This window comes from Streptomyces sp. (genome assembly GCF_036524955.1).
Classification (GTDB): Bacteria; Actinomycetota; Actinomycetes; order Streptomycetales; family Streptomycetaceae; genus Actinacidiphila.
In genome coordinates this window covers 13,892-34,710 of record NZ_DATDBG010000061.1, presented here as the reverse complement: position 1 = coordinate 34,710, position 20,819 = coordinate 13,892, and the positions used below count along the sequence as shown (strand labels likewise).

General features: G+C 74.3%; 14 protein-coding genes, 2 tRNA genes and 1 pseudogene. 7 read left to right on the top strand and 10 right to left on the bottom strand.

Annotation, left to right across the window (positions count from 1 at the left end):
• Positions 1–802: pseudogene (locus VIW71_RS05035) on the top strand ((Fe-S)-binding protein); the annotation flags it as partial.
• Between the two features lie 559 nt (positions 803–1,361).
• Here VIW71_RS05035 and VIW71_RS05030 read toward each other — a convergent pair.
• Positions 1,362–2,507, bottom strand: coding sequence for a PP2C family protein-serine/threonine phosphatase (locus VIW71_RS05030; protein ID WP_331620736.1), 1,146 nt, complete (start codon positions 2,505–2,507; stop codon positions 1,362–1,364).
• 231 nt (positions 2,508–2,738) lie between these two features.
• Here VIW71_RS05030 and VIW71_RS05025 point away from each other — a divergent pair, with 231 nt between their 5' ends.
• Positions 2,739–3,563, top strand: coding sequence for a pentapeptide repeat-containing protein (locus VIW71_RS05025; RefSeq protein WP_331620735.1), 825 nt, complete (start codon positions 2,739–2,741; stop codon positions 3,561–3,563).
• Between the two features lie 117 nt (positions 3,564–3,680).
• Positions 3,681–3,754, top strand: a tRNA-Lys gene (locus VIW71_RS05020).
• 80 nt (positions 3,755–3,834) lie between these two features.
• Here the strand turns inward: VIW71_RS05020 and VIW71_RS05015 are convergent.
• Positions 3,835–4,590: an IclR family transcriptional regulator gene (locus VIW71_RS05015; RefSeq protein ID WP_331620734.1), complete on the bottom strand. Its 756-nt coding sequence runs from the start codon at positions 4,588–4,590 to the stop codon at positions 3,835–3,837.
• Between the two features lie 343 nt (positions 4,591–4,933).
• Here VIW71_RS05015 and VIW71_RS05010 point away from each other — a divergent pair, with 343 nt between their 5' ends.
• Positions 4,934–6,073 carry an LLM class flavin-dependent oxidoreductase gene (locus tag VIW71_RS05010; protein WP_331620733.1) on the top strand — a complete coding sequence of 380 codons (1,140 nt, stop codon included), beginning with the start codon at positions 4,934–4,936 and terminating at the stop codon, positions 6,071–6,073.
• A gap of 130 nt (positions 6,074–6,203) precedes the next feature.
• Here VIW71_RS05010 and VIW71_RS05005 read toward each other — a convergent pair whose 3' ends face one another.
• Complete coding sequence (locus VIW71_RS05005) at positions 6,204–8,012, bottom strand: putative bifunctional diguanylate cyclase/phosphodiesterase (RefSeq protein WP_331620732.1); 1,809 nt, start codon at positions 8,010–8,012, stop codon at positions 6,204–6,206.
• Positions 8,013–8,542: 530 nt separating this feature from the next.
• Here VIW71_RS05005 and VIW71_RS05000 point away from each other — a divergent pair.
• Positions 8,543–9,706: a M6 family metalloprotease domain-containing protein gene (locus tag VIW71_RS05000; RefSeq protein WP_331620731.1), complete on the top strand. Its 1,164-nt coding sequence runs from the start codon at positions 8,543–8,545 to the stop codon at positions 9,704–9,706.
• A gap of 30 nt (positions 9,707–9,736) precedes the next feature.
• Positions 9,737–10,990: a M6 family metalloprotease domain-containing protein gene (locus VIW71_RS04995; protein ID WP_331620730.1), complete on the top strand. Its 1,254-nt coding sequence runs from the start codon at positions 9,737–9,739 to the stop codon at positions 10,988–10,990.
• A gap of 10 nt (positions 10,991–11,000) precedes the next feature.
• Here VIW71_RS04995 and VIW71_RS04990 read toward each other — a convergent pair whose 3' ends face one another.
• Together VIW71_RS04990 and VIW71_RS04985 are read right to left on the bottom strand one after the other, a co-directional pair.
• Positions 11,001–11,429: an OsmC family peroxiredoxin gene (locus tag VIW71_RS04990; protein ID WP_331620729.1), complete on the bottom strand. Its 429-nt coding sequence runs from the start codon at positions 11,427–11,429 to the stop codon at positions 11,001–11,003.
• 223 nt (positions 11,430–11,652) lie between these two features.
• Positions 11,653–14,310 carry a phosphatidylglycerol lysyltransferase domain-containing protein gene (locus VIW71_RS04985; protein ID WP_331620728.1) on the bottom strand — a complete coding sequence of 886 codons (2,658 nt, stop codon included), beginning with the start codon at positions 14,308–14,310 and terminating at the stop codon, positions 11,653–11,655.
• A gap of 43 nt (positions 14,311–14,353) precedes the next feature.
• Here VIW71_RS04985 and VIW71_RS04980 point away from each other — a divergent pair, with 43 nt between their 5' ends.
• Positions 14,354–15,322, top strand: a complete 969-nt coding sequence (locus VIW71_RS04980) for a helix-turn-helix domain-containing protein (protein WP_331620727.1) — start codon at positions 14,354–14,356, stop codon at positions 15,320–15,322.
• A 241-nt stretch (positions 15,323–15,563) separates the two neighbouring features.
• Here VIW71_RS04980 and VIW71_RS04975 read toward each other — a convergent pair.
• From VIW71_RS04975 to VIW71_RS04955, 5 genes are all read right to left on the bottom strand, one after another.
• Positions 15,564–15,637, bottom strand: a tRNA-Lys gene (locus VIW71_RS04975).
• A 182-nt stretch (positions 15,638–15,819) separates the two neighbouring features.
• Positions 15,820–16,194 carry a hypothetical protein gene (locus VIW71_RS04970; protein ID WP_331620726.1) on the bottom strand — a complete coding sequence of 125 codons (375 nt, stop codon included), beginning with the start codon at positions 16,192–16,194 and terminating at the stop codon, positions 15,820–15,822.
• Between the two features lie 183 nt (positions 16,195–16,377).
• Positions 16,378–17,769 carry an AAA family ATPase gene (locus tag VIW71_RS04965; protein WP_331620725.1) on the bottom strand — a complete coding sequence of 464 codons (1,392 nt, stop codon included), beginning with the start codon at positions 17,767–17,769 and terminating at the stop codon, positions 16,378–16,380.
• Positions 17,766–19,646 carry a hypothetical protein gene (locus tag VIW71_RS04960; protein ID WP_331620724.1) on the bottom strand — a complete coding sequence of 627 codons (1,881 nt, stop codon included), beginning with the start codon at positions 19,644–19,646 and terminating at the stop codon, positions 17,766–17,768. The genes VIW71_RS04965 and VIW71_RS04960 overlap by 4 nt, the downstream gene beginning before the upstream one ends.
• Positions 19,643–20,812, bottom strand: coding sequence for a hypothetical protein (locus VIW71_RS04955; protein ID WP_331620723.1), 1,170 nt, complete (start codon positions 20,810–20,812; stop codon positions 19,643–19,645). Before VIW71_RS04955 ends, VIW71_RS04960 begins: the two co-directional genes overlap by 4 nt.
• Positions 20,813–20,819: the final 7 nt, after the last annotated feature.

Below are 20,819 nucleotides of genomic sequence, written 5' to 3'. Positions count from 1 at the left end.
CACCCGGCAGCGGGGCGCGGCGGCGGTCTACTACCCGGCGTGCGTCAACCGGCTCTTCGGACCGCCGCGGTCCGCGCAGCGCCCCGCCCCGCGGCGGCGGACCGCGTTGCGGCAGCCACCGACCGTGACCGCCCCCGCCTGGCTGCCGCAGGCTCTCGTCACCGTCTCCGCCCGCGCCGGAATGCCGGTGTGGATCCCACCCGACGTCACCGGCACCTGCTGCGCCGCCGTCTGGAACGCCAAGGGCTACGACGCGGGCAACGCCGTCATGGCCAACCGCATCGTGGAGCACGCCTGGGTGTGGACCGCCGCCGGCCGGCTCCCGCTGATCGTGGACGCCGCCTCCTGCACCCTGGGCCTGGCCCGTGGCGTGGTGCCCCATCTCACCGCCGCCAACCGCGAACTCCACGGCGAGCTGACCATCGTGGACTCCGTGGTCTGGGCGGCCGACCACCTGCTGTCCCGGCTGACCGTCACCGACCCAACCGCCTCCGCCCTCCTGCACCCCGTCTGCTCCCTGCGGCACCTCGGCGCCGCCGACGCGCTGGAGACCGTCGCCCGCGCCTGCGCCCGGTGCGTCGTGACCCCGGACGACGCGGAGTGCTGCGCCTTCGCCGGCGACCGCGGTCTGCTGCAGGAGGAACTGACGGCCGCGGCCACCCGCCGCGAAGCCGAGGAGGTCGCCGCCCGCGCCTACGACGCCTACCTGTGCGCCGACCGCATGTGCGAGCTGGGCATGGAACACGCGACGGGGGAGCGCTACGAGTCCGTCCTGATCGCCCTGGAACGCGCGACCCGCTAGGGCCGTACTTCGCAGGTCACCCGATCGTGAAGATCAGGTGGTCGTTGCTGATCGCTCGCCGATCGGAACCGTAGCGGTGATTACCGTCCCGGTCCGGCCTGGTCGAGATCGGACGCCGGGAGGCTGCCGCGGCGAACCTTTTCGGCGACCTGCGAAGTACGGGGCTGGGGCCTGTCCCACCGGCCACCGACGGCGCGAGGTCGCAGAGATCAGCCGGAAGACCACCTGCCACGCCATCCCGACCTTCGTCCGCGACGTGTGCGGCGGACCTGCCGGGCCGCGACCTCCCCCGGAGCTTCGCCTGGGGGCACCGCCGGGCGACCGCACCGCGGTGCCGAACCGCCGGCGTGCGGCCCTTTCTCGCGTGCGGCCGGCCCGCGGACGACTCTCCGCCGTGCCGGAGCCCCCTCCCGGCGTTGGCCGGGGCAGCACCGCACCGATGACGCGGGCGGACCGCCGCGGTCCGCCCTGACCGCCGCGGTCCGCCGGACAGGCCCTGGGCGAAGGGGCGAGGGGTGCCCTCGCGGGGACCTACGCGGGCACCTTCGCGGTCAGGACCCTACGCGGCCACCGCCGGGGCCTGCGGACCGGCCGTCAGCGCCGCCTGGATCGGCGCCACCAGGAGCAGGACCACGTCGTCGGAGAGCGAACCGCCCGCGTGGCTGAGGAGATCCGCGTAGACGCGCTCGACGGCCGCGTCGAGGTCGTGGCCGGAGCTCGCGATCAGGTGCCCGATGCGGTCGGCGAGCGGATAGAAGGTGCGGTCGTGGGGGCTGCGGGCCTCGATCACACCGTCCGTGCACAGCACGAGCACGTCGCCGGGGAGCAGCGGCACGCGCCACGGCGCGGGCCCGCCGGGAACCAGGTCGGCGAGGCCCAGCGGCACCCACGGCTCGGCCGGCGCCAGCGTCTCCACCGTGCCGTCCCGGGACACCCGCAGCGGCGCCACGTGCCCGTAGTGCAGCAGCTCCACGCTGTCCGGCTTGTCGAACTGCGCGAACAGCGCGGTGATGAAGTCGCCGGTCCGCACCTGCCGCCGCACGCTGGTGTCCACCCGCGCGGCCACCTTCTCCAAGCCGCCCTCGTCGAACGCGGCCTCCCGGAACGCGCCCAGCACCACCGCCGAGGTCTGCACGGCGGACAACCCTTTGCCGCGCACATCCCCGATCAGCGCCCGCACCCCGTGTGGGGTCTCCAGCACGGCGTACAGGTCGCCGCCGATCTGCGCGGCGTCCGCCGCGGACACGTATCGAACGGCGAGCCGCAGCCCGCCGACCCGGGGCGCCGGCGGGCGCATCAGCGCGTGCTGGGCCGCCTCGGCGACCGAGGAGATCGCGTTGAAGGCCTTGACGCCGGTCTCCCGGCGCCACGCGATGTAGACACTGAAGACGCAGACCACGGCGTAGGCGAAGGCCTGACCGAAGAGCACGTCCTGGTCGTTGACAGCCATCATCCCGTCGTACGGCGCCAGGGCCGTCTGCACCCCCGCGCCGAGCACGCTGACGAGCACGGTCCGCTGCCAGTTGACGGTGACCGCGGCGAGCGCGGGGGCGGCCACGATGCCCGGTGTGAGGAAGTGGTCCGGTCCGGACAGCAGATCCGCGGCGACCACGACCGCGATGGCGGCGAGCGGCAGCGACAGGCCCGTACGAGCCAGGTAGTCGCTCTCCAGCCGCTGCAGGAGCCTGAGCCAGACGTTCTTCACCTGGTGAACCTATCTCCCGGCTGCGGAAACGCCCACCGGACACCAGCGTTGCCACATTCCGCGGGCGGCGCAACCGCACGCCGGCGCGGGGGGAGGCACCGTGACCGGGTCCTTCGATACGGCACCATGGACCGCGGGCGGGGACCGGACGGCGGTCCGCCCGGGGCCGGGGCGCCGAGCGAGAGGCGGTCCGGGGCCCCGACCGGGGACGGCACCAGGGGGTACGGACACGTGGATGTGGCGAAGGCCCGGGCCGGGCTGCGGGCCGAGTGCGGTGACTGCTTCGGGCTGTGCTGCGTCGCCCTGGCCTTCACCCGGTCCGCCGACTTCGCCGAGGACAAGAAGGCCGGCGCCCCCTGCCGCCACCTCGGCGACGACCACGCCTGCGGCATCCACGACCGGCTGCGCGACCGCGGGTACCCCGGCTGCACGGTCTACGACTGCTTCGGCGCCGGGCAGAAGCTCTCCCAGGTCACCTTCGGCGGCCGGGACTGGCGCGGTGCGGACGACGGCGGCCGGGCGATGTTCGCGGCGCTGCCCGTGATGCGGCAGCTCCACGAACTGCTCTGGTACCTCACCGAGGCGCTGACCCTCCCGGCCGCCGCCGCGACGCACCGCGAGATCGAGCAGGCAGCGACCCGCGTCGAGTCCCTCACCCGCGGCACCCCCGCCGAACTGGCCGAAGCGGACCCGGCCGCCGAGCGGGCCGCCGCCGGCGAGCTGCTGCTGCGGGCCAGCGCGGCCGTACGGTCCCGACTCCCCGGGCGCCGGAGGAACCACCGCAACGCCGACCTGATCGGGGCCCGCCTGCGCGGGGCCGATCTGCGCGGCGCCGACCTCAGAGGCGCGTACCTGATCGGCGCCGACCTGCGGGAGGCGGATCTGCGCCTGGCCGACCTGCTCGGTGCCGACCTGCGGGACGCCGATCTGCGCGGCGCCGACCTCACCGGCGCCCTCTTCCTCACCCCCGCCCAGCTCAGCGCGGCCCGCGGCGACGCCCGTACGCGTGTCCCGGCGTCCCTGGCCCGCCCGGGCCACTGGCCGCGGCGGCCGTGAGCGGTGCCGCGGGCAGGGTCACGGGCAGGGTCACGGGCAGGGCCACGGGCAGGGTCACGGGCGGGGTCATGAGCGTGGTCATGAGCACCCCGCAGATCACGTATAGTTGTCCTGCGGGCGCCGCTAGCTCAGTTGGTTAGAGCAGCTGACTCTTAATCAGCGGGTCCGGGGTTCGAGTCCCTGGCGGCGCACAGCGAGAAGGCCCTCCGCGGGAAGCGGAGGGCCTTCGTCGTACGGTCCGCGTGTCCGCGTACCGGCACGCGCAGGCGGGTCAGATGCTCATCGACAGCAGGACCGGCGCCGCCCGCTCGTTGAGCGTGTCGACCGCCGGGCGCAGGCGGTGCGCGCGGGCGGACGGCATGGACAGGGCGAGGCAGGCCGCTCTTTTGCCTATCGTGACCGGGATCGCCGCGCAGACCGTGCCGACCGCGTACTCCTGGAGGTCAAGAGTGGGGACGCTGGCGGGCTGGCGTTCCAGCTTGGTGAGCAGGACGCGGTCGTTGACCTCGGTGCGGGAGGTGAAGCGGGCCGGGCGGTGGCGGGAGAGGTGCTCCATCCGGCCCTTGTGGTCGAGCTGCGCGAGCAGGCACTTGCCGACCGCGCTGGCGTGGGCGGCGGACCGGAAGTCCACCCACTCGTTGACCTTGGGCGCGTCGGGGCCGTCGGCGAAGTCGATGATCCGCACCTCGCCGTCGTCGTAACGGCTGAAGTAGACGGCGGCGCCGACCTCGTCCCGCAGCCCGGTCAAGATCGCCTTGAGCTTCTCGGCCAGTGCGACATCCCGGGCCGCGGCGCCGAGCAGCACCGTGGACTCACCGATCACATATCCGCCGCCGGGCAGGAATCCGAGATAGCGCTCGCGGCGCAGCATCGCCAGCACCTGTGTCAGATAGCCCAGGGGAACCCCGATCTCCCTGGCGAGCTGTTCGGCGGTGACGCCGTGCCGGTGCGCGTCGACGGATTCCAGCACGCGCAGTGCGTACTGGACCGCGTACACCGGCCCGATCCGGCGGTGATCTAGCGCCACGGTGGCCCCCTGCAAGGTGTGACCGTCTGCGTTCCGGCTGTCGCCGCTGGTGGTGAACCGTACCCCCGAAAAGGGGGGAACGGCCCGCGGTTCGGCCGGTCTCCACGATAGCCCCAATAGGGTTTGCGGTAGAGGCGGTTGACGCGTAATAGGCGCTTCTTCAGGCGTATACGCAGGAAGGCGCTTCTCTGGCATATGCCAAAAGCATTATCTATTCGATGGCGGGAGAGATTGAACGAGGGGAATAACCGGATGTGGTCTCCGGTTAGGGTTGCGGCGGGCTCCGCGCCCGCGGAATCCAGGCTTCGTACGACGCTCCAGACGACCAAGGGAGGCGCCCGCCGTGGGTGATCAACGACAGGGCAGCGGCAGCGCCGGGAACGGCATCCACGGCACGGTCCGCGGCACCGCGTCCGTACCGCTGTCCGTACTCGACCTGGCCACCGTCGGCAGCGGGCTGACCGCCACCGACGCGCTGCGGGCCAGCGTCGAGATCGCCAGGACCGCCGAGACCCGGGGATACCACCGGATGTGGGTGGCCGAGCACCACTCGATGCCCGGTGTGGCCAGTTCCTCGCCGGCGGTGATCCTCGCCCACCTCGCCGCCCACACCCGCACGCTGCGGCTCGGCTCCGGTGGCGTGATGCTGCCCAACCACGCGCCGCTGGTGATCGCCGAACAGTTCGGCACCCTGGAGGCGCTGGCCCCCGGCCGGATCGACCTGGGCCTCGGGCGCGCGCCGGGCACCGACGGCGCGACCGCGGCGGCGCTGCGCCGTTCCGACTCCCTCAACGAGGGCGCCGACGAATTCCCGCGGCAGCTCGCCGAGCTGACCCGTTTCCTGGACGACGACTTCCCCGACGCCCACCCCTACTCCCGCATCCACGCCATCCCCGGCCCGGTGCAGGGCACCTCTCCCGGTGGCGTGCAGTCGCCGGCCCGGCCGAGCATCTGGCTGCTGGGCTCCTCCGGGTTCAGTGCCCGGCTGGCCGGCGCGCTCGGCCTGCCCTTCTCCTTCGCGCACCACTTCTCGGCCGCCAACACCATGCCCGCGCTCGCCCTCTACCGCGAGTCCTTCCGCCCCTCGGAGATCCTGGACCGCCCCTACGCGTCGATCGGTGTGTCCGCCCTGGCCGCCGACGAGCCCGAGGAGGCCCGCCGCCAGGTGATGACCGGCGCGCTGGGCATGCTGCGGCTGCGCACCGGTCACCCCGGGCTGGTCCCGACGCCCGAGGAGGCCGCGGCGTACCCGTTCAGTCCGGTGGAGCGGGAGTTCATCGACTCCTGGCTGGCGAACGTGATCCACGGCGACCCGGAGACGGTACGCGGCCGACTGGACGCGCTGGTCGCCCGTACCGGGGCGGACGAGCTGGTGATCACCGCGAACGCGCACACGCCCGCGGCGCGGCTGCACAGTTACGATCTCATCGCCGACGCGTACGACTTCCCCAAGGCCGTCGAGGACATCACGGTCGCCGGCTGACGACCGATGCCCGGCCGCCGACGGGGTTCCGGGCGTGTCACGCCGACGAGCCCGGCCCGGGTCCGGGCGTGAACGGAACCACTCACCCGGGCGGGTCCGCGTCCTCACTCCCGCGAGGACGCGGGTCCGCTCACGCGAGCAGCCCGGAGATCACCTCCGCCGTCACCGGCCGGGAGTAGTGCCACCCCTGCCCGGTGTCGCAGCCGATCCGCCGCAGCCGTTCCGCCTGTTCCGCGTTCTCCACGCACTCCGCGGTCACGGTCAGGCCGAGCCGGTGGGCGAGGTCCACCAGCGCTTCGACGATCGTCTCGTCCGCCGGGTTGGGGTGTTCGGCCGAGCGGAAGCCCTGGACGAAGGAGCCGTCGAGTTTGAGGGCGGACACCGGCAGGCGGCTCATGTAGGCGAGGTTGGAGTAACCGGTGCCGAAGTCGTCGATGGCGATCCGTACGCCCATCTCGTGCAGGGCGTGCAGCGACTGGAGGGGCCGTCCGGCCGAGCCCATGACCGCGGACTCGGTCAGTTCCAGTTGCAGCAGCCGCGGCGGCAGCCCGGTCTCGGCGAGGATCGCGGCGACGTCGGCGACCAGGTCGGAGTCCCAGACCTGGCGTACGGCCACGTTGACGCTGACGACCAGCGGCGCGTCGGGGTGGGCCCGCTGCCAGGCCCGGGCCTGCCGGCAGGACTCGGCGAGCACCCAGCGGCCGAGCTGGACGATGGAGCCGTCCTCCTCCGCGAGACCGATGAAACGATTCGGGGCGAGCCGCCCGAAGTGCGGGTGCTCCCAGCGCACCAGGGCCTCGACGCCGCGCAGCTCGCCGGTGTCGAGGGCGACCAGCGGCTGGTAGTCGAGCACGAACTCGCCGCGCTCGACGGCCTGCCGGAGCGTACGGGACAGCTCCTGGCGGGTCATCCGGTGCTCGTTGCGCTCCGGGTCGAAGAGCGTCCAGCGCGCCTTGCCGTCGGCCTTCGCCCAGTACAGCGTGGTGTCGGCGGCCTGCATCAGGCCGGTGGCCGTGGTGCCGGCCGCCTCGCGTTCCACCACGCCGATGCTGGCCGAGACCGCGAGCCGGTGCCCGGCGACGTCGAACGGCTGCTGGAGCGCGGCCAGGACGGACTCCGCGAGCGCGGTCGCCTGCCCGGTGCCGGTGGAGTCCTGGAGCAGCAGGGCGAACTCGTCGCCGCCGAGCCGCGCGGCGAGGTGTCCGCCGGGTTCGGCGCAGGCCAGCAGCCGCCGTGCCACCGCGGCGAGCAGTTCGTCGCCGACGCGGTGGCCGAGGGTGTCGTTGACCGCCTTGAACCCGTCGAGGTCCAGGTAGCACAGGCCGATCCGCCCGGTCCCGTGCCCGGCGCCGAGCACGGGGCCGGGCCCGGAGTCGTCCCCGGTACCGTGCGCGGGCGCCGGTTCGCAGGCGGCGGCGAGCCGTTCGAAGAAGAGCGCGCGGTTGGGCAGTCGGGTCACCGGGTCGTGCATCCGCAGGTGCCGCACCTTCTCGCGCAGTGCGTGGCGTTCGCCGGCGTCCTCGACGGTCAGCAGCAGCGGGCGGGTGTCCGTACGCGACAGGGTGATCTCCGCGCGCAGGCTGCTGCCGTCCGGGCGGGCGATCTGCCGGGTACAGCGCAGTTGGCCGCGGCGGCCGGTGAGGACGTCGTGGAAGGCGGCGTGCACGTGCGGGTCGCCGGCCAGACCGAGCAGCGTGTCGGCGCCGTCCGCGGTCATCCGTTCGGGTGAAGTGCCGAGCAGTACGGCCAGTGCGCCGTTGGCGGCGAGCACCGTGCCGTCCTCGCTGAGCAGCGCCATCGCCGAGCGTGCGATCGCGAAGGCGGCCCGGTAGTCGCGCAACTCGGCCTCCCGCGAGCGCGCGGCAGGGGGATGACTCTGCGTGATGACGTGTGCCGTGCTGTCGGGTTCGACGCCAGGGCCGCCCGAGGGTCCGCCCATTGCCCGCTCCCTGTTCGCGTTCGTCTCGCACGCGATCATATGGGCTGGCGGAGTTGGCGATCCAGTGCCGCCGTGGTGATTCGTGGCACGCGTACTGACGGAGTGGCGGTTTCCGCGCGTTTGGTTCGAGCAACTGATCGCCTTCCGCACATCATTACGGAGGGTAGTCGCATAGGGGTGTGCGGGTGTCCGGCGCCCGCGCGCCGTGCGCGACGCGCCGTGAGAGGCACCCGCACGGAGCAGCCGGATACCGCATACTGCCGCAATTCATAGCAATGTGGCACTGGTGTTCCGAACGGGCTCGAATCCCCCCGGAGGTCCATGTGCGGCGGTCAGGCATGCCGTCCGGCTTCTCGCCGGACGATTCGTCAGGCGTCCCCCGGAGCGCGGCCCGCAGGCCGGCCCGCCCGCGCATACCGGCCCGCCCGCGCATACCGGTCCGCACCCGCACGTCGCCCCCCGCCCGGCGCGCCCTCCGGTCCGCCGCCGCCGCGGTCGCCGGTTTCGCCGGCCTCGTCGCGTGGACCCTGATGACCGGGCCCGCCGCGCACGCCGCGGTCGGCAGCGCCTGCGTCCTGCCGCGTACCGACGCCCACCACTCCGAGGGCCTGGACGGCTGGGAGGGCGGATACGCCCGCCCGCTCGGCGATGTCCGAGCGCTGATGGTCTTCCTCTCCTTCCTGGACGCCGAACCCGAGCTGACGCCCCGGGAAGTGGCCGCCGATCACTTCCCGGCCACCGCCCGTTTCTTCGAGCGGGCCTCGTACGGGACCTTCCGGCTGCACGTCCACTCCGTGACACGCTGGCTGCGGATGCCGCGCCCGTCGACCGACTACCTCATCGACCGCGACTGGGACCCCGCCGACCGCACCGCCTACCTGCACGACGCGATCCGCGCCGCCGACCCGGCCGTCGACTTCCGCGGCTACGACGTGGTGTACCTGGTCGCCGACCCCGGCGCGCCCGGCGTGAACTCCGACGCCACCAAGGTGATCAACCTCGCCCTGCCCATCACCGTGGACGGCACCTCGCTGCGCCGCCTGGTCACCGTCTTCGAACGGCACCCGCCGGACCGCAACGTCCTCGCCCACGAGACCGGCCACGTCTTCGACCTGCCCGATCTGTACTACCGGCCGCCCGAGGGCAGCGCCGCCGACTGGGACACCCACGTCGGCGACTGGGACCTGATGGGCAGTCAGTTCGGCCTGGCACCAGAGCCGTTCGCCTGGCACAAGTGGAAGCTGGGCTGGCTCGGCCAGGACCAGACCTCATGCATCGCGCGGACCGGCACCACCTACCACGACCTGAGCCCCGACGAGGTCCGCGGCGGCACCAAGCTGCTGGTGGTGCGGACCGGTGTGAACCGGGCGCTGGCCGTCGAGGCGCGCACCGCGACCGGCAACGACGCCGCCACCTGCCGTGAAGGCGTGCTGGTGTACGAGGTGCGGTCCGACCGCGACTCGGGGGACGGGCCCATCGACGTGATCGACGGTCACCCCGGGACCTCCGCCTGCGCCGCCACCTCCGTCTACCCGCCGCTGGCCGACGCGCCGCTGGACGTGGGCGAGTCCTACGCCACCCCCGACGGCTCCACCCGGGTCACCGTCACCGGGCGGGCCTCCGACGGCACCTGGACGGTCAGGGTCACCGAGCGCGCCCCCGACGGCGGTTCCGGCCTCGACCGGCGGGGCTAGGGCGTGATGTCGCGGACCCGCCGTGGCGGTGTGCCGTTGCCCGGGGCCGGGCGGACCCTGAGGGTCCGGGCCGGGCTGCGGGCCGCCGTGCTGGGCGCGGTCGGGCTGCTCACCGTCGGCTCCACGGTCTCGGCGGACCACCGCGCCGCGGCCCCGAACGCGCCCCCGCCGCCCGCGGCCCGCCCCTGCGCGCTGCGCGCCACCCCCGGCGTGGCCATGTCCGAGGGCTTCCCCGACCGCCCCGGCACCGAGTTCGCCCCGTCCACCGGCACGGTCCACGCCCTCACCCTCCTCGTCGACTTCCCCGACGCCCCGGCTCCGGCCGCCGCCCGCGAGCGCTACGGCGAGTTCTTCCCTGCCGTGGAGCAGTGGTACGCCCGCGCCTCCTACGCGAAGCTGCGGTACGTGTCCACGCCGGTGCTGCGCTACATACGCATGCCGCGGCCTTTCACCGCCTACGGGATAGGCCGCGGCTACGGATGGGACGCGCACACCGCGATGATGCGCGACCTGCTCAAGGTCGCCGACCACGGTATCGACTTCCGCGGCTACGACCTGGTCAACGTCCTGGTCACCCCGAACGCCGGCCCGCCCGCCGACGAGGCGGTACTCTCCGTCACCTGGACCGGCGCCACCGCCGCCACCACCGACGACGGCACCCGCCTCGACAAGGTCTCCCTCATCTACGGCCACGACCAGTCGGGCTCCCGCGTCCTCAGCCACGAGAACGGCCACGTCTTCGGACTCCCCGACCTCTACGCGGCCGACGACTTCCGCCGCACCGACATCCTCGCCGGGCAGTGGGACACGATGTCCCTGGACTGGGGCATGCAGGGCGACCTGCTCGCCTGGCACAAGTGGCGGCTCGGCTGGCTCACCGACGGCCAGATCGCCTGCGCCGCGACCCGCGGCGAGCACACGTACACCCTGCGTCCGGTGGAGACGGACGGCGGACGCAAGGCCGTGATCATCCCGTACGGTCCCACCCGCGCCTACGTGCTGGAGGCGCGTGAGCCGCTCGGCAACGACCGCGACGCCTGCCGGGCCGGCGTTCTGGCGTACCGGGTGCGGACCGACGTCGACTCCGGACAGGGCCCGGTGACCGTCACCGACGCCCATCCGCGCACCTCGGCCTGCGACTTCAGCAGCAGCGCCTTCAACTCCCTCAACGACGCGCCCTTCGGCGTCGGCCAGAGCCACACCGACCCGTCCTCCGGCGTCACCTTCCGGGTACTGGGACGTACAGCGGCGGGTGAGTGGAAGGTCCACGTCACCCGCCGCTGAAGCCGCCCGCTCAGTCGAGGAGCTCGGCCTCGAGCGTGATCGTCACGCCCGCCAGCGCCTTGCTGACCGGGCAGTTGGCCTTGGCGTCGGCGGCGGCGGCCTGGAAGTCCTCGGCCGAGATGCCCGGGACACGGGCCTTGACCGACAGTGCGATGCCGGTGATGCCCTCGCCGGGCTGGAACGTCACGTTCGCCTGTGTCTGGACGGTCTCGGGCGGGGTGCCCGCGCCCGCCAGCCCGTGCGACAGCGCCATCGAGTAGCACGACGAGTGAGCCGCTGCGATCAGCTCCTCGGGACTGGTCTTGCCGTTCGCGGCCTCGGCCCGCGACGGCCAGGACACCTCGTACGAGCCGACGCCCGAGGTGTCCAGCGAGACGGTACCGGCGCCGCCGATCAGCGGACCCTTCCACTGAGTCGTCGCGGTGCGGGTGGTTGCCATGATGAGCCTCCCAGAGGTACGAACAGGGCCTGCGGCTCGCGCCGCTCCCCGAACGCTACCTCCCTGTGGGGCGCGGCGTGGACGATGGTCGCCCGGGTCGTACACCTGGCTTCCGTGGGACGGACGGACGGGCCTGGTTCCGCCCGGGCTCGTCCGTCCGTCCTCGGACGCCGCCCGGGCTCGGACGGGCTCGGCCCGGGCACCCCGCAGCGCCCACCCGCCGTCAAACGCCGGTCGGACCGGTGTGCTGCTCGGCGGGAGTCACCAGGCGCGGTGCGGTCAGCAGGCCCTCCGCGAGAGCCCCGGCCGCCGCGACCCGGGGGAGCTCGGCCGGGCGCTCGTACAGGAGGTAGCGCTCCCGGCGCAGGGGCCGGTACGCCGCGTAGGCGCGGTCCCCTTCGCGGGCTCGGCGCCGGTGGCGGGCGAGCAGGTTGAGCGAGACGCGGGTGATCCCGGCCAGCGGGGGAGCGCCGGAGCGGGCGCCCAGCAGCAGTTCGGTGAGGAGGAAGTCCACCGGCGCGCGGCCGGACTCCCGGTCGCGCCTCATCAGGTCGAGGGTGAGCCCGTCCTCGCCCCAGGGCACGAAGCCCAGCAGCGCGCACGTCCGGCCCCGCGGGTCGCGGCACTCGGCCACCAGGCAGTCGCCGTCCCCGGGATCGCCCAGCCGCCCCAGACCCACCGGCACCCCGCGCGCCCGGCGCCACGCGTCCGCGAGCTGCCCGAGCCGGACCCACTCCTCCGCGCCGATCTCCCGCTGCCGCCGGAACACGGCGGTGTACCCCGCCGCCCGCACCAGTTCGCGCGCCCGCCGCAGCGCCACCGGCCCCGCCTGCGCCCCGCCCGGTTCCGCCTCCCGCCCGGCGGCGTTCCCCACCACCGCGTCCGCCCGCCGCAGTGCGGCCATCCCCGGGTCGCCGTCCGTCTCGACGAGGCTCGCGCCCTGCGGGTCGAGCGCCTCCCGCCCACCCCCTCGGTATCCCTCCGCGAAGCCCCGCACCTCGACCACGACCTCCTCCCCGGCGGACAGCGCCCGGAAGCCCGCCGCCTCGTACGCCACCGCCGCCGCGGCCCCCGCGTACGCCGCCGCCGGGACCCACGCGTGCCGCCGCGCCGTCGCGAGCCAGTGGCCGATCGCCCCGGGCCAGGCCGCCCGCGGACCGAGCGGGTCGCCGGAGGCCAGGGCGACCCCGTTGACCACGCGGTAGACGATCGCCGCCTCCCGCTGCGGGTCCCAGCACACCGCCTTGTCCCGTCGCAGCGCGAAGTAGCCGAGCGAGTCGCGGCGGCCGTAGACCCGCAGCAGCGCCCGCAGCCGCCGCTCGTCGGCCGGCGCCAGCCGCGTCCGGCCGCGCGGCGCCCGGAAGAAGGCCAGCAGGACGACGAGCATCAGGGCCACGCTCAGCACGTTGATCGCCACGTCCGTCCACCCCGACACCTCGATCCCCGCCACGTCGAACAGCCCGGACACCGTCAGCACCCGCACCGCCGCGTACCGCAGGCTCGACGCCCACTGCCGGGGCGGTGCCTGGTCCGTCGCGTACACCAGCAGCGTGCCGACCCCGACCGCCACCGCCGCACCGACCACCAGGCTGAGCAGCCCGAGCGCCGCGTTGCCGCGCTCGCCGCGCACGTTGAACAGCGGCCTGGACACCAGCAGCGCGCCCAGCAGCACCAGTGTGAGGCCGATCGAGATCCAGTTCACGGGGTGCTGCCGCGCCTCGCCCAGCGCGCCGGTGGTGACCACGATCACCACCAGGTACCCGGTGGCCAGCAGGGTCGTCGCGATCCACGCCGCCCGCTTGCGCCGCCGCAGGCTCACCGACAGCAGATACGCCAGCACGGCCCCGGTGAAACCCGGGCTGACCAGGAAGGGTGTGACGTACTCCCCGTTCGCGGCGGCCCGCACCCGGTGGCGGAAGGGCGCGACGACCCCGGTGACCACATTGACCGCCGTCGCCACCCGCAGGTACCAGACCGCGATCGCCGCCCCCGGGTCCCGCAGCGGGCGCAGCACCCTGGCCAGCAGCAGTTCGAGCCGGGACGGCGGCAGGTCCACGATGGTCGGCCGGGGCGGCGGCTTCGCCAGCGACACCGGCGTCGGCGCCCCCGCCACCGCGTCCATCACCGAGGTCTTCATGGCCATGAACCGCCGGTGGAACCGGTCCTCGCGCCGCTCGGCGCGCGCCATCCGCCGCGGCCTGGACGCGTACCGCCAGCGCGCCCAGGGGCTCGCCGGGCGGGCCAGCCGCAGCGCGCCCACCAACGCCAGCAGCGGCACCATCACGCCGAGCAGCCCCGTCCACACCTTGCCTTTGAGCAGGCACAGCACCACGAACCCCAGGAGCGGCGCGGCCGCGACGTAGGTCTCGTACGACCTCCCGCCGATGTACCCGCCCAGCGGCGCCTGGCCGATCAGCAGCAGTCCGATCACCGAGACGGCGAGGATCACCGCGTCCACCGACTGGCGGCCCTGCTCGCTCCAGTACACGTCCTCCAGGTGCAGCACCAGCGCGAACTCGTCCAGCACCAGGCCGCAGCCGATCCCGAACACCACGGCGAGCACGTTGTGGGCCACCGGCCCGCCGCGTACCGCGAACGACCCGATCCCGCCGATCAGCATCATCGCCTGGCCGAACACCACATGATGGATGTGCACCCCGCCGGGCTGCACGTTCCCCGGCCACCACTTCACGCCCCGGCGGATCATCCGCACGCTGAACCGGATCATCAGGAACGAACCGATCAGCCCGACCAGCAGCAGGAACAGCGGTTCCCGCCCGGTCTCCACGATCCGGTTCCGGTACGCGTCGCCCAACCAGTGCCACATGGCACCAGAGTGGTCGGGCAGCAGCCGGAGCGCGGCCAACACGCCGACGGACACCCGAGCGCCGTGCATCATGGGACGTCCGGAGGTGGGGTACGTGATGAGAACGGTGTACCGGAGCGAGGACTTCTCCGCACGGGAGCGGCTCGACGCCTGGCAGAACGTGAACGACCGGTCGATCATGCCGTTGGCGATCAGCGGCGCCGACCCGGCCGACTTCACCGCCACCGTGCGCCAGGCGCAGATCGGCGCTGCCGCGCTGTCTCAGCTGGTCTTCTCCCCGCACCAGGTGGCCAGAACACCCGCGCTGGTACAGCGCTTCGACCCCGAGCTCTACACACTGGCGCTCACCCTGCGCGGCTCGATCGGCTTGGACCAGGCGGGCCGGGACACCGTCTCCCGGGCCGGTGACCTGATGCTCTACGACAGCTCGCTCCCGTTCTGCTCCCGGGTCGGCGACGGCCCGGGCGACCTGACCGAGACGCTTCTGCTGCACATCCCGAAACACCTGATGCCGCTGCCCGCGGACTCCGTCGAACGGCTGCTCGCGGTACGGCTGCCCGCCGACCAGGGCCTGGCCGCCGTGGTCGCGCAGACCCTCACCTCGATCCACGCCGAGGCCGCCCACTGCACCCCCGCGGACACCGCCCGCCTCGGCACGGTCGTCATCGACCTGCTCACCGCCCTGGTCTCCCACCACCTCGACGACCTGCGCCCGCTGCCGCCCGGGCCGCGCCAGAGCGCCCTGCTGCTGACCATCGAGACCTTCATCGAGCGGCACCTCGCCGACCCCTCCCTCACCCCCGGCTCGGTGGCCGCCGCCCACCACATATCCGTCCGCTACCTGCACCGGCTCTTCGAGCACCGCGAAACCACCGTCGCCGCCCTCATCCGTCGCCGGCGCCTCGACCGCTGCCGCAGCGACCTCGCCGATCCCGCCCTGGCGCACCTGCCGATCCACGCGATAGCCACCCGCTGGGGCTTCCCGCATCCCGCGGACTTCTCCCGGGCCTTCCGCACGGCCTTCGCGGTGTCGCCGCGCGCGTACCGCCGGGACGCGTCGTCGTAGTGCACCCGGTGCCAAAAGATGTGCGCTGTCCGCCATGGCACGTTCCGGCCGCCGCTCCGCACACTCGAACGGGGGCAAGGACGGCCGGTTCCCGGCGTTCCGGTGCCGGCGGCCGACGCCGGCGGGGAGGGGACGGAGCGCACCCGGGAACCGGCCACCCGCACGGGATGATCACCCGGCGGAGGAACGGGGAGAACCGCGAAGGGCGCCCTCTGAGAAGAGGACGCCCTTCGCGGTTCTGTGCGCCGCCAGGGACTCGAACCCCGGACCCGCTGATTAAGAGTCAGCTGCTCTAACCAACTGAGCTAGCGGCGCCTGCTGACGTCGTAGACCTTAGCATCAGGGTCCCAGGGAGCGGAAATCGGTTCTGCTCACGCCGTTCCAGGGGTGCTGACCAGGGCCGGAACCGTCTTCGGCGGGGTCGTGCGGGCGGCCCGCACGCAGGCCCGGAGCAGGATGTCGGTTCTTGGCCGGTCCACCTCCGGTGGCGCACCGGACTACGGCGTCAGGCCGCCGTCCTTGATCAGGTCCTCGCCGTACTCGGCCATCTTCCTCGCGTAGTCCTCGGTCCACCCGGCCTGCTCGGCGAGGGCGGCGTGCGTCAGCCGGTCGAAGCGGCGCGGGTCGGTGAGCTGCGCGGCGGCTATCGCCTGGAAGCCGGTGGCCCGTTCCGCCGCCGCCCGGAAGGCCAGCGCCAGTTCGGTGGCCCGGGCCAGCAGCTCGCGGGGGTCGTCCATCGACTCCAGGTCGAAGAAGCGGTCACGGCCGTCGTCCTCGGCGGGAGCGCCCGGTTCGAAGAGCAGCGGGACCGGTCGTCTGGGTCGTTCCGGCCGGTCCTCGCGCGGGTGGTGAGCCGACTGCGGCTCGGACATACGGTTACCTCCCGGATCGTCAACGCCTTCCATTGTCCCAGGCCGGCGCAAGACCCTCACCGGGCGGCGGAGAGGGGTTCCCGGGACCCGGACTCCCGCCGGTCGCACCGCCGGCCTCCGCCCTGCGAGGGCGGCGCTCTGCGCCGGCCGGGTTCCCGCCCGGTCGTCGCCCGCGGGCCCCGATCACGGCCGCCAGCTCACCCGGTGTTCCGCCAGGTGCGCCAGCACCGCGTGGTTGGCCTCCCAGCCGTCGGGGAACTTCACCGTCACCCCCAGCCGTACCGGCTCCGACGACGGATGCTCGTCCAGCAACTCCGCGACGCCTGCCCGGCACACCACGACGCACGCGTGGCGGTGCCGCGACGCCAGCACGCACAGCCGCCCGGTCTCCAGGTGGAAGGCGGTGGCGTCCGGCCGCCCGGACAGCGGGTGCAGGACGACGGTGACGTCGAACTCGCGCCCCTGGAGCCGGTTCGCGGTGTCCACGGTCACCCCGCCGGTCCCGCTGCCCGCCCCGGCTCCGGTCGCGACGCCGAGCGCGGCCAGCGCGCCCCGTACCGCCGCCGCCTGGTCGCGGTGGGCGGTGCCGACCGCGATACGGTCCGCGGTCAGCGGCGCGGGCAGCGGATCGGGCGCGGAGTACGTGAGCCCGCCGCGGTCCAGCAGCCGCCGTACGACCATGGCCACGGCCCGTACCGCCTCCGGGTCGGTGCGCGGGGTGTGCCGCGCGGGCAGTTCCAGCAGCCCCCACCCCGTCGCCGCGGCCTCGTCCAGCACCCGGTCCGGCCCCCCGCCGTCGCTCGTCACCCCGAAGACCAGCCGCCGGTCCCCGTGGTCCGTACCGCTCCTGAACGGCGTGTACGGATAGAAGGCCCGCGACACCAGCGGCGCGGCGGAGGCGGGCAGCCGCCACGACACGGGCAGTCGGTGCTGCGGCAGCTCCGGGTTGTGCGCCAGCAGGGTGACGACCGCGCTCGCCGACGGGTCGTAACTCAGCCCCGCCCACTGCTCGGCGCCCACCACGCTGAACGGGTCGAGCTGCCCCGGGTCGCCGACGAACAGCGCCCGCTCGAACAGCCCCGCCACCCGCAGCAGCGCGTCGGAGCGCATCTGGTACGCCTCGTCCACGATGGCGTGCCGCCACGGCTCGGTGTCCTTCACGTACGCCCACTTCGCGGCGGTCGCGATCACCACCTTGCGGTCGCGCAGTTCCGCGACGGAGGTGGATCTGGCGAGCTCCGGGTGCCGGCCGAGCGCCGGGTCGGGGGCGGAGTCCGCGCCGTGCAGACGGCCCACCGGCAGCCGCGGGTCCGCGGTCGCGAGGCGGTCGGCGAGATCGTCCACCTGCGCGTTGGTCTGCGCGACGATCATCAACGACTCACCGGCGGCCGCCAGTTCGCGGGCCGCCCGCACCACGAGGGTCGACTTCCCCGCACCCGGCGGTGAATCCACCACCACCCCGCGGGCCCGGCCCCGCAGCGTGCTCTCCAGAATCGCCGCGGTCGCAGCGGCGGCCTCGGCCCCGGGATCGGACGCGCCAGCAGCGCTGCCCGAACCCGCTACGTACGGCGTCACAGATAGTCCTCCGCGGTCACGGCGTCCGGCTCCTCGGGCGCCGCCGCCCCACCCGGCGGCCCCCCGTGCGTCCACGGCGTGTTCTCCCCCTCGGGCAACGCGGGGCCGCTGCGCGGCTCGTGCTCGAACAGGGTGAAGCACACGGTGTCGCCCACCGCGGGCACGGAGCCCTCCTTCGGGGTGCGCCCGCTTCCCATCCCACCGGTCAACCGGACGGTGACGTGCCACGCCGGGGCGTGAACCGCGTCGGGCTCGGCGGGTGTCCCGGGCAGGTCGTCCCGGACCGCGGCCGGGCCCGTAGCGGGGTCGCCCGGTCCGTCCGGCGTGCCGTGCCGGTCCGTGCCCGTGATCGCGGCGGTGGCGGTCGGCGTCCCGGGGGCGTCTTCCACCCGCTCCACCGTGACCAACTCCCCCGTCTGCGCGGACTTCGCGCCCGGCAGGGCGCGGTACGCCCTGCCGCCCGGTTCGGCTTGGGGGAGGTCGGAGGTGGCGAGGGTGACCAGCGGGCGGGGCATGGGGCGTTTGCCGTCGGAGAAGGCCATGCCGACGGCGACGACCCGGCCGGCGAACGCCTCGCCGGTGAGGCGGCGCGCCGCCATGGCCAGGGGGTCGTCCAGGGCCTCCTGGGCGAGGAGGCGGGCCTGCGCGGTCTCGCGGCCCGCGAGCTTCTGCGCGGCCGTGATCGCGTCGTCCCGCTTGGGCTGCGGCGGCTCGCCCGCGCGGACACGGTCCCGGTGTCCGGTGAACGACCAGCGGTCCCGTTTCCACCGCTCGGCGACGTGCGCGCCCTCCGGCAGGGCCCGCAGCAGGTCGATGCCGTGCCAGACGTCCTCCCAGGTGGGCCGGAGCTGGGACTCCACCAGGCGCCGTACCTCCGCTTCCGCGGCGGCCAGTCCGGCCCGTTCCCGTGCGCCGGGCCCGGCGGGGCGGTGCTCCGTACGCCGCGGCGCCTCCGCGCTGCCGTGACCGTGCTCGGTGTGCCGCCGCGCGTCCGGGCCGGCCTCGGCGGCGGCGCGGGCCGGCGCCGGGGTGCGGTCGGCCCGCTGCCGCTGGTCCGGGATGCCGACGCCCGCCACCCCCAGGGCCTGCACCGCCGTCCGGGCCTTGTCGTAACGAGCCATCGCGGGAGCGAGGACGCGGTTGTCGAAGACGGGGTCCGTCGCCGGACCGGCCGGCGGGCTGAAGAGCAGGCCGTCCGGGCCGCGGCCGGTCTGCGCGCGGGCGGCGGCCGCCGGGCCGTCGAGGCCGGGGGTCGGGTCGATCCAGCCGAGGAGCGCGCCGAGGTGCTGGTCCTCCATGGCACTCTGCCCGGACGCCCAGTGCCGGGTGAGCAGGTCGGTCATGGCGACGAGCAGCGCGCTGCCGGAGGTGCGGGCGCGTTCCCCGTAGTGGGTGAGCCAGCGGCCCAGCAGCGGGACCGGGACCGGCACGGGGTGCGGCGCGTCCGGGTCCTCGACGGTCCGCAGGAAACGGGTGGACCGCCCCAGCAGCCGTACGTACTCCAGCGCCGCGCCGTTCGGCACCACGATCTGCAGCGCGTCCGCGCACACCTCGGTCTCCTCCCGGTTCCGGGTGGCCGCTTCGACCTTCACCTCGTCGCCGTACGACTCCAGCAGCGGCAGCATCACCGCGGCGAGCCCCGCGAAGAACCCGAACCGCATCTCCCGGTCCAGCGGCTGCGGCACCACCAGCAGTTCCGGCGCCTCCCGCTCCGTTCCCACCAGCGCCCCGAGCGGCGCCCCCGCCTCGCCGGCGGTCGTCAGCGGCACGAGCACCAACGGCTTCCCGGCCAGGTGCCGATGCCGCACGGTGGCCGCGGCCACCGCCCGCCCCGTGGCCACCGCCTCGGCCCGCGCGAGCGTGTCCATCAGCGTCATACGGCCGCCCGCCCCTCCCCGCCGCGCACGGGCGGGACGGCGGTCGCCGCTTCTTCCGCCGCCGCGGCGGCGAGCGCGTCGGCGCGCAGGCCGGCCGCGCGCCGGAGGGCGGTGACGGCGGGATCGGCGGGATCACCGCCGGTGCCGGAGGCGGCGGCGAGGACGGCGGTGACGGTGGTGAGATCGCCGAGGTCGCCGCGCAGGGCACGGCCGAGGGCGTCGACGCGGTCGGCCGCGCGCGAACGGTCGCGGCAGTGGAAGGCGAGTTCGCAGGTGGACAGGCACTCCGGGGCGTAGGCGGCCGGGACGGTGTCCACCGCGGCGGCGAGGTCGGCCCGCGGGCGGGTCACCGTACGGCCGTCGGCCGCTGGCGCGAGGTCGAAGGTGGTGCCCTCCGGGAGGGCCGCGGCGATCTCCTCGACGCGGGTGAGGCGGGTCAACTGGCGGCGGGTGACAGCGAGCTGCTTGCGGACGTCGACCCATTCGGCGGTGGGAAGGTTGGAGAAGTCCTTGGGGCAGACGAGGAGGATGTCGGAGCGGGTGCGGCCGGGCGTGATCGCGTCGAGGGCGAGGACGTAGACCGCCGCCTGCCGGGCCGCCGCGCCGACCTTCATCGCGTCGGCTCCGCCGTCCAGGATCGGGAAGGACTTGATCTCGACCACGGTCCAGGAACCGTCGGGCGCGACGGCCACCGCGTCCGGCTCCAGGTAGGCCGTGGAGCCCGCGATGCCGAGCGCGAGCAGCGGATGGTCGAGCAGCGTCCAGGAACCGGCCGGTGCCTCGGCCAGCGCCAGCCTCGTACGGGTGACGCGGCCTTCGGGACCGGGGGCGGACAGGTCGGGGACGGCGGCGCCGGAGTCGTCCCCCGCGCCCTCGGCGCCCAGCAGCCGCAGCACCTCACCGCAGCCGTCGGCCTTCACCCGCGCCTCGAAGGCGTGCCCCCGCGAGAAGGCGAACCTCGACTGGCCGAACCGCGCGGGCGCGCCCAGAGCCTCCGCGATCGCGCCCTTGTCGACGCCGGCGGCGTCCATCAGGGCGCGCCGGCGGCAGCCGGGGTTGGCGGCGAGCGCGGCCAGCGCCCGCGCGTCCAGTGGACGGGGCGCGGTGGCGGGGCCGCGCAGGACGGCCAGCCGCTCCCGCAAGGAGTGGTCGTGCGTAGTGCTCACCCGCGAA

What these genes read in the sequence shown, in the direction of transcription:
- VIW71_RS05005 (WP_331620732.1), bottom strand. Translation starts at nt 8,012, where the DNA reads ATGGGCGGACCCTCGGGCGGCCCTGGCGTCGAACCCGACAGCACGGCA.
- VIW71_RS05000 (WP_331620731.1), top strand. Translation starts at nt 8,543, where the DNA reads ATGACCGGGCCCGCCGCGCACGCCGCGGTCGGCAGCGCCTGCGTCCTG.
- VIW71_RS04990 (WP_331620729.1), bottom strand. Translation starts at nt 11,429, where the DNA reads ATGGCAACCACCCGCACCGCGACGACTCAGTGGAAGGGTCCGCTGATC.
- VIW71_RS04980 (WP_331620727.1), top strand. Translation starts at nt 14,354, where the DNA reads ATGAGAACGGTGTACCGGAGCGAGGACTTCTCCGCACGGGAGCGGCTC.
- VIW71_RS04970 (WP_331620726.1), bottom strand. Translation starts at nt 16,194, where the DNA reads ATGTCCGAGCCGCAGTCGGCTCACCACCCGCGCGAGGACCGGCCGGAA.
- VIW71_RS04960 (WP_331620724.1), bottom strand. Translation starts at nt 19,646, where the DNA reads ATGACGCTGATGGACACGCTCGCGCGGGCCGAGGCGGTGGCCACGGGG.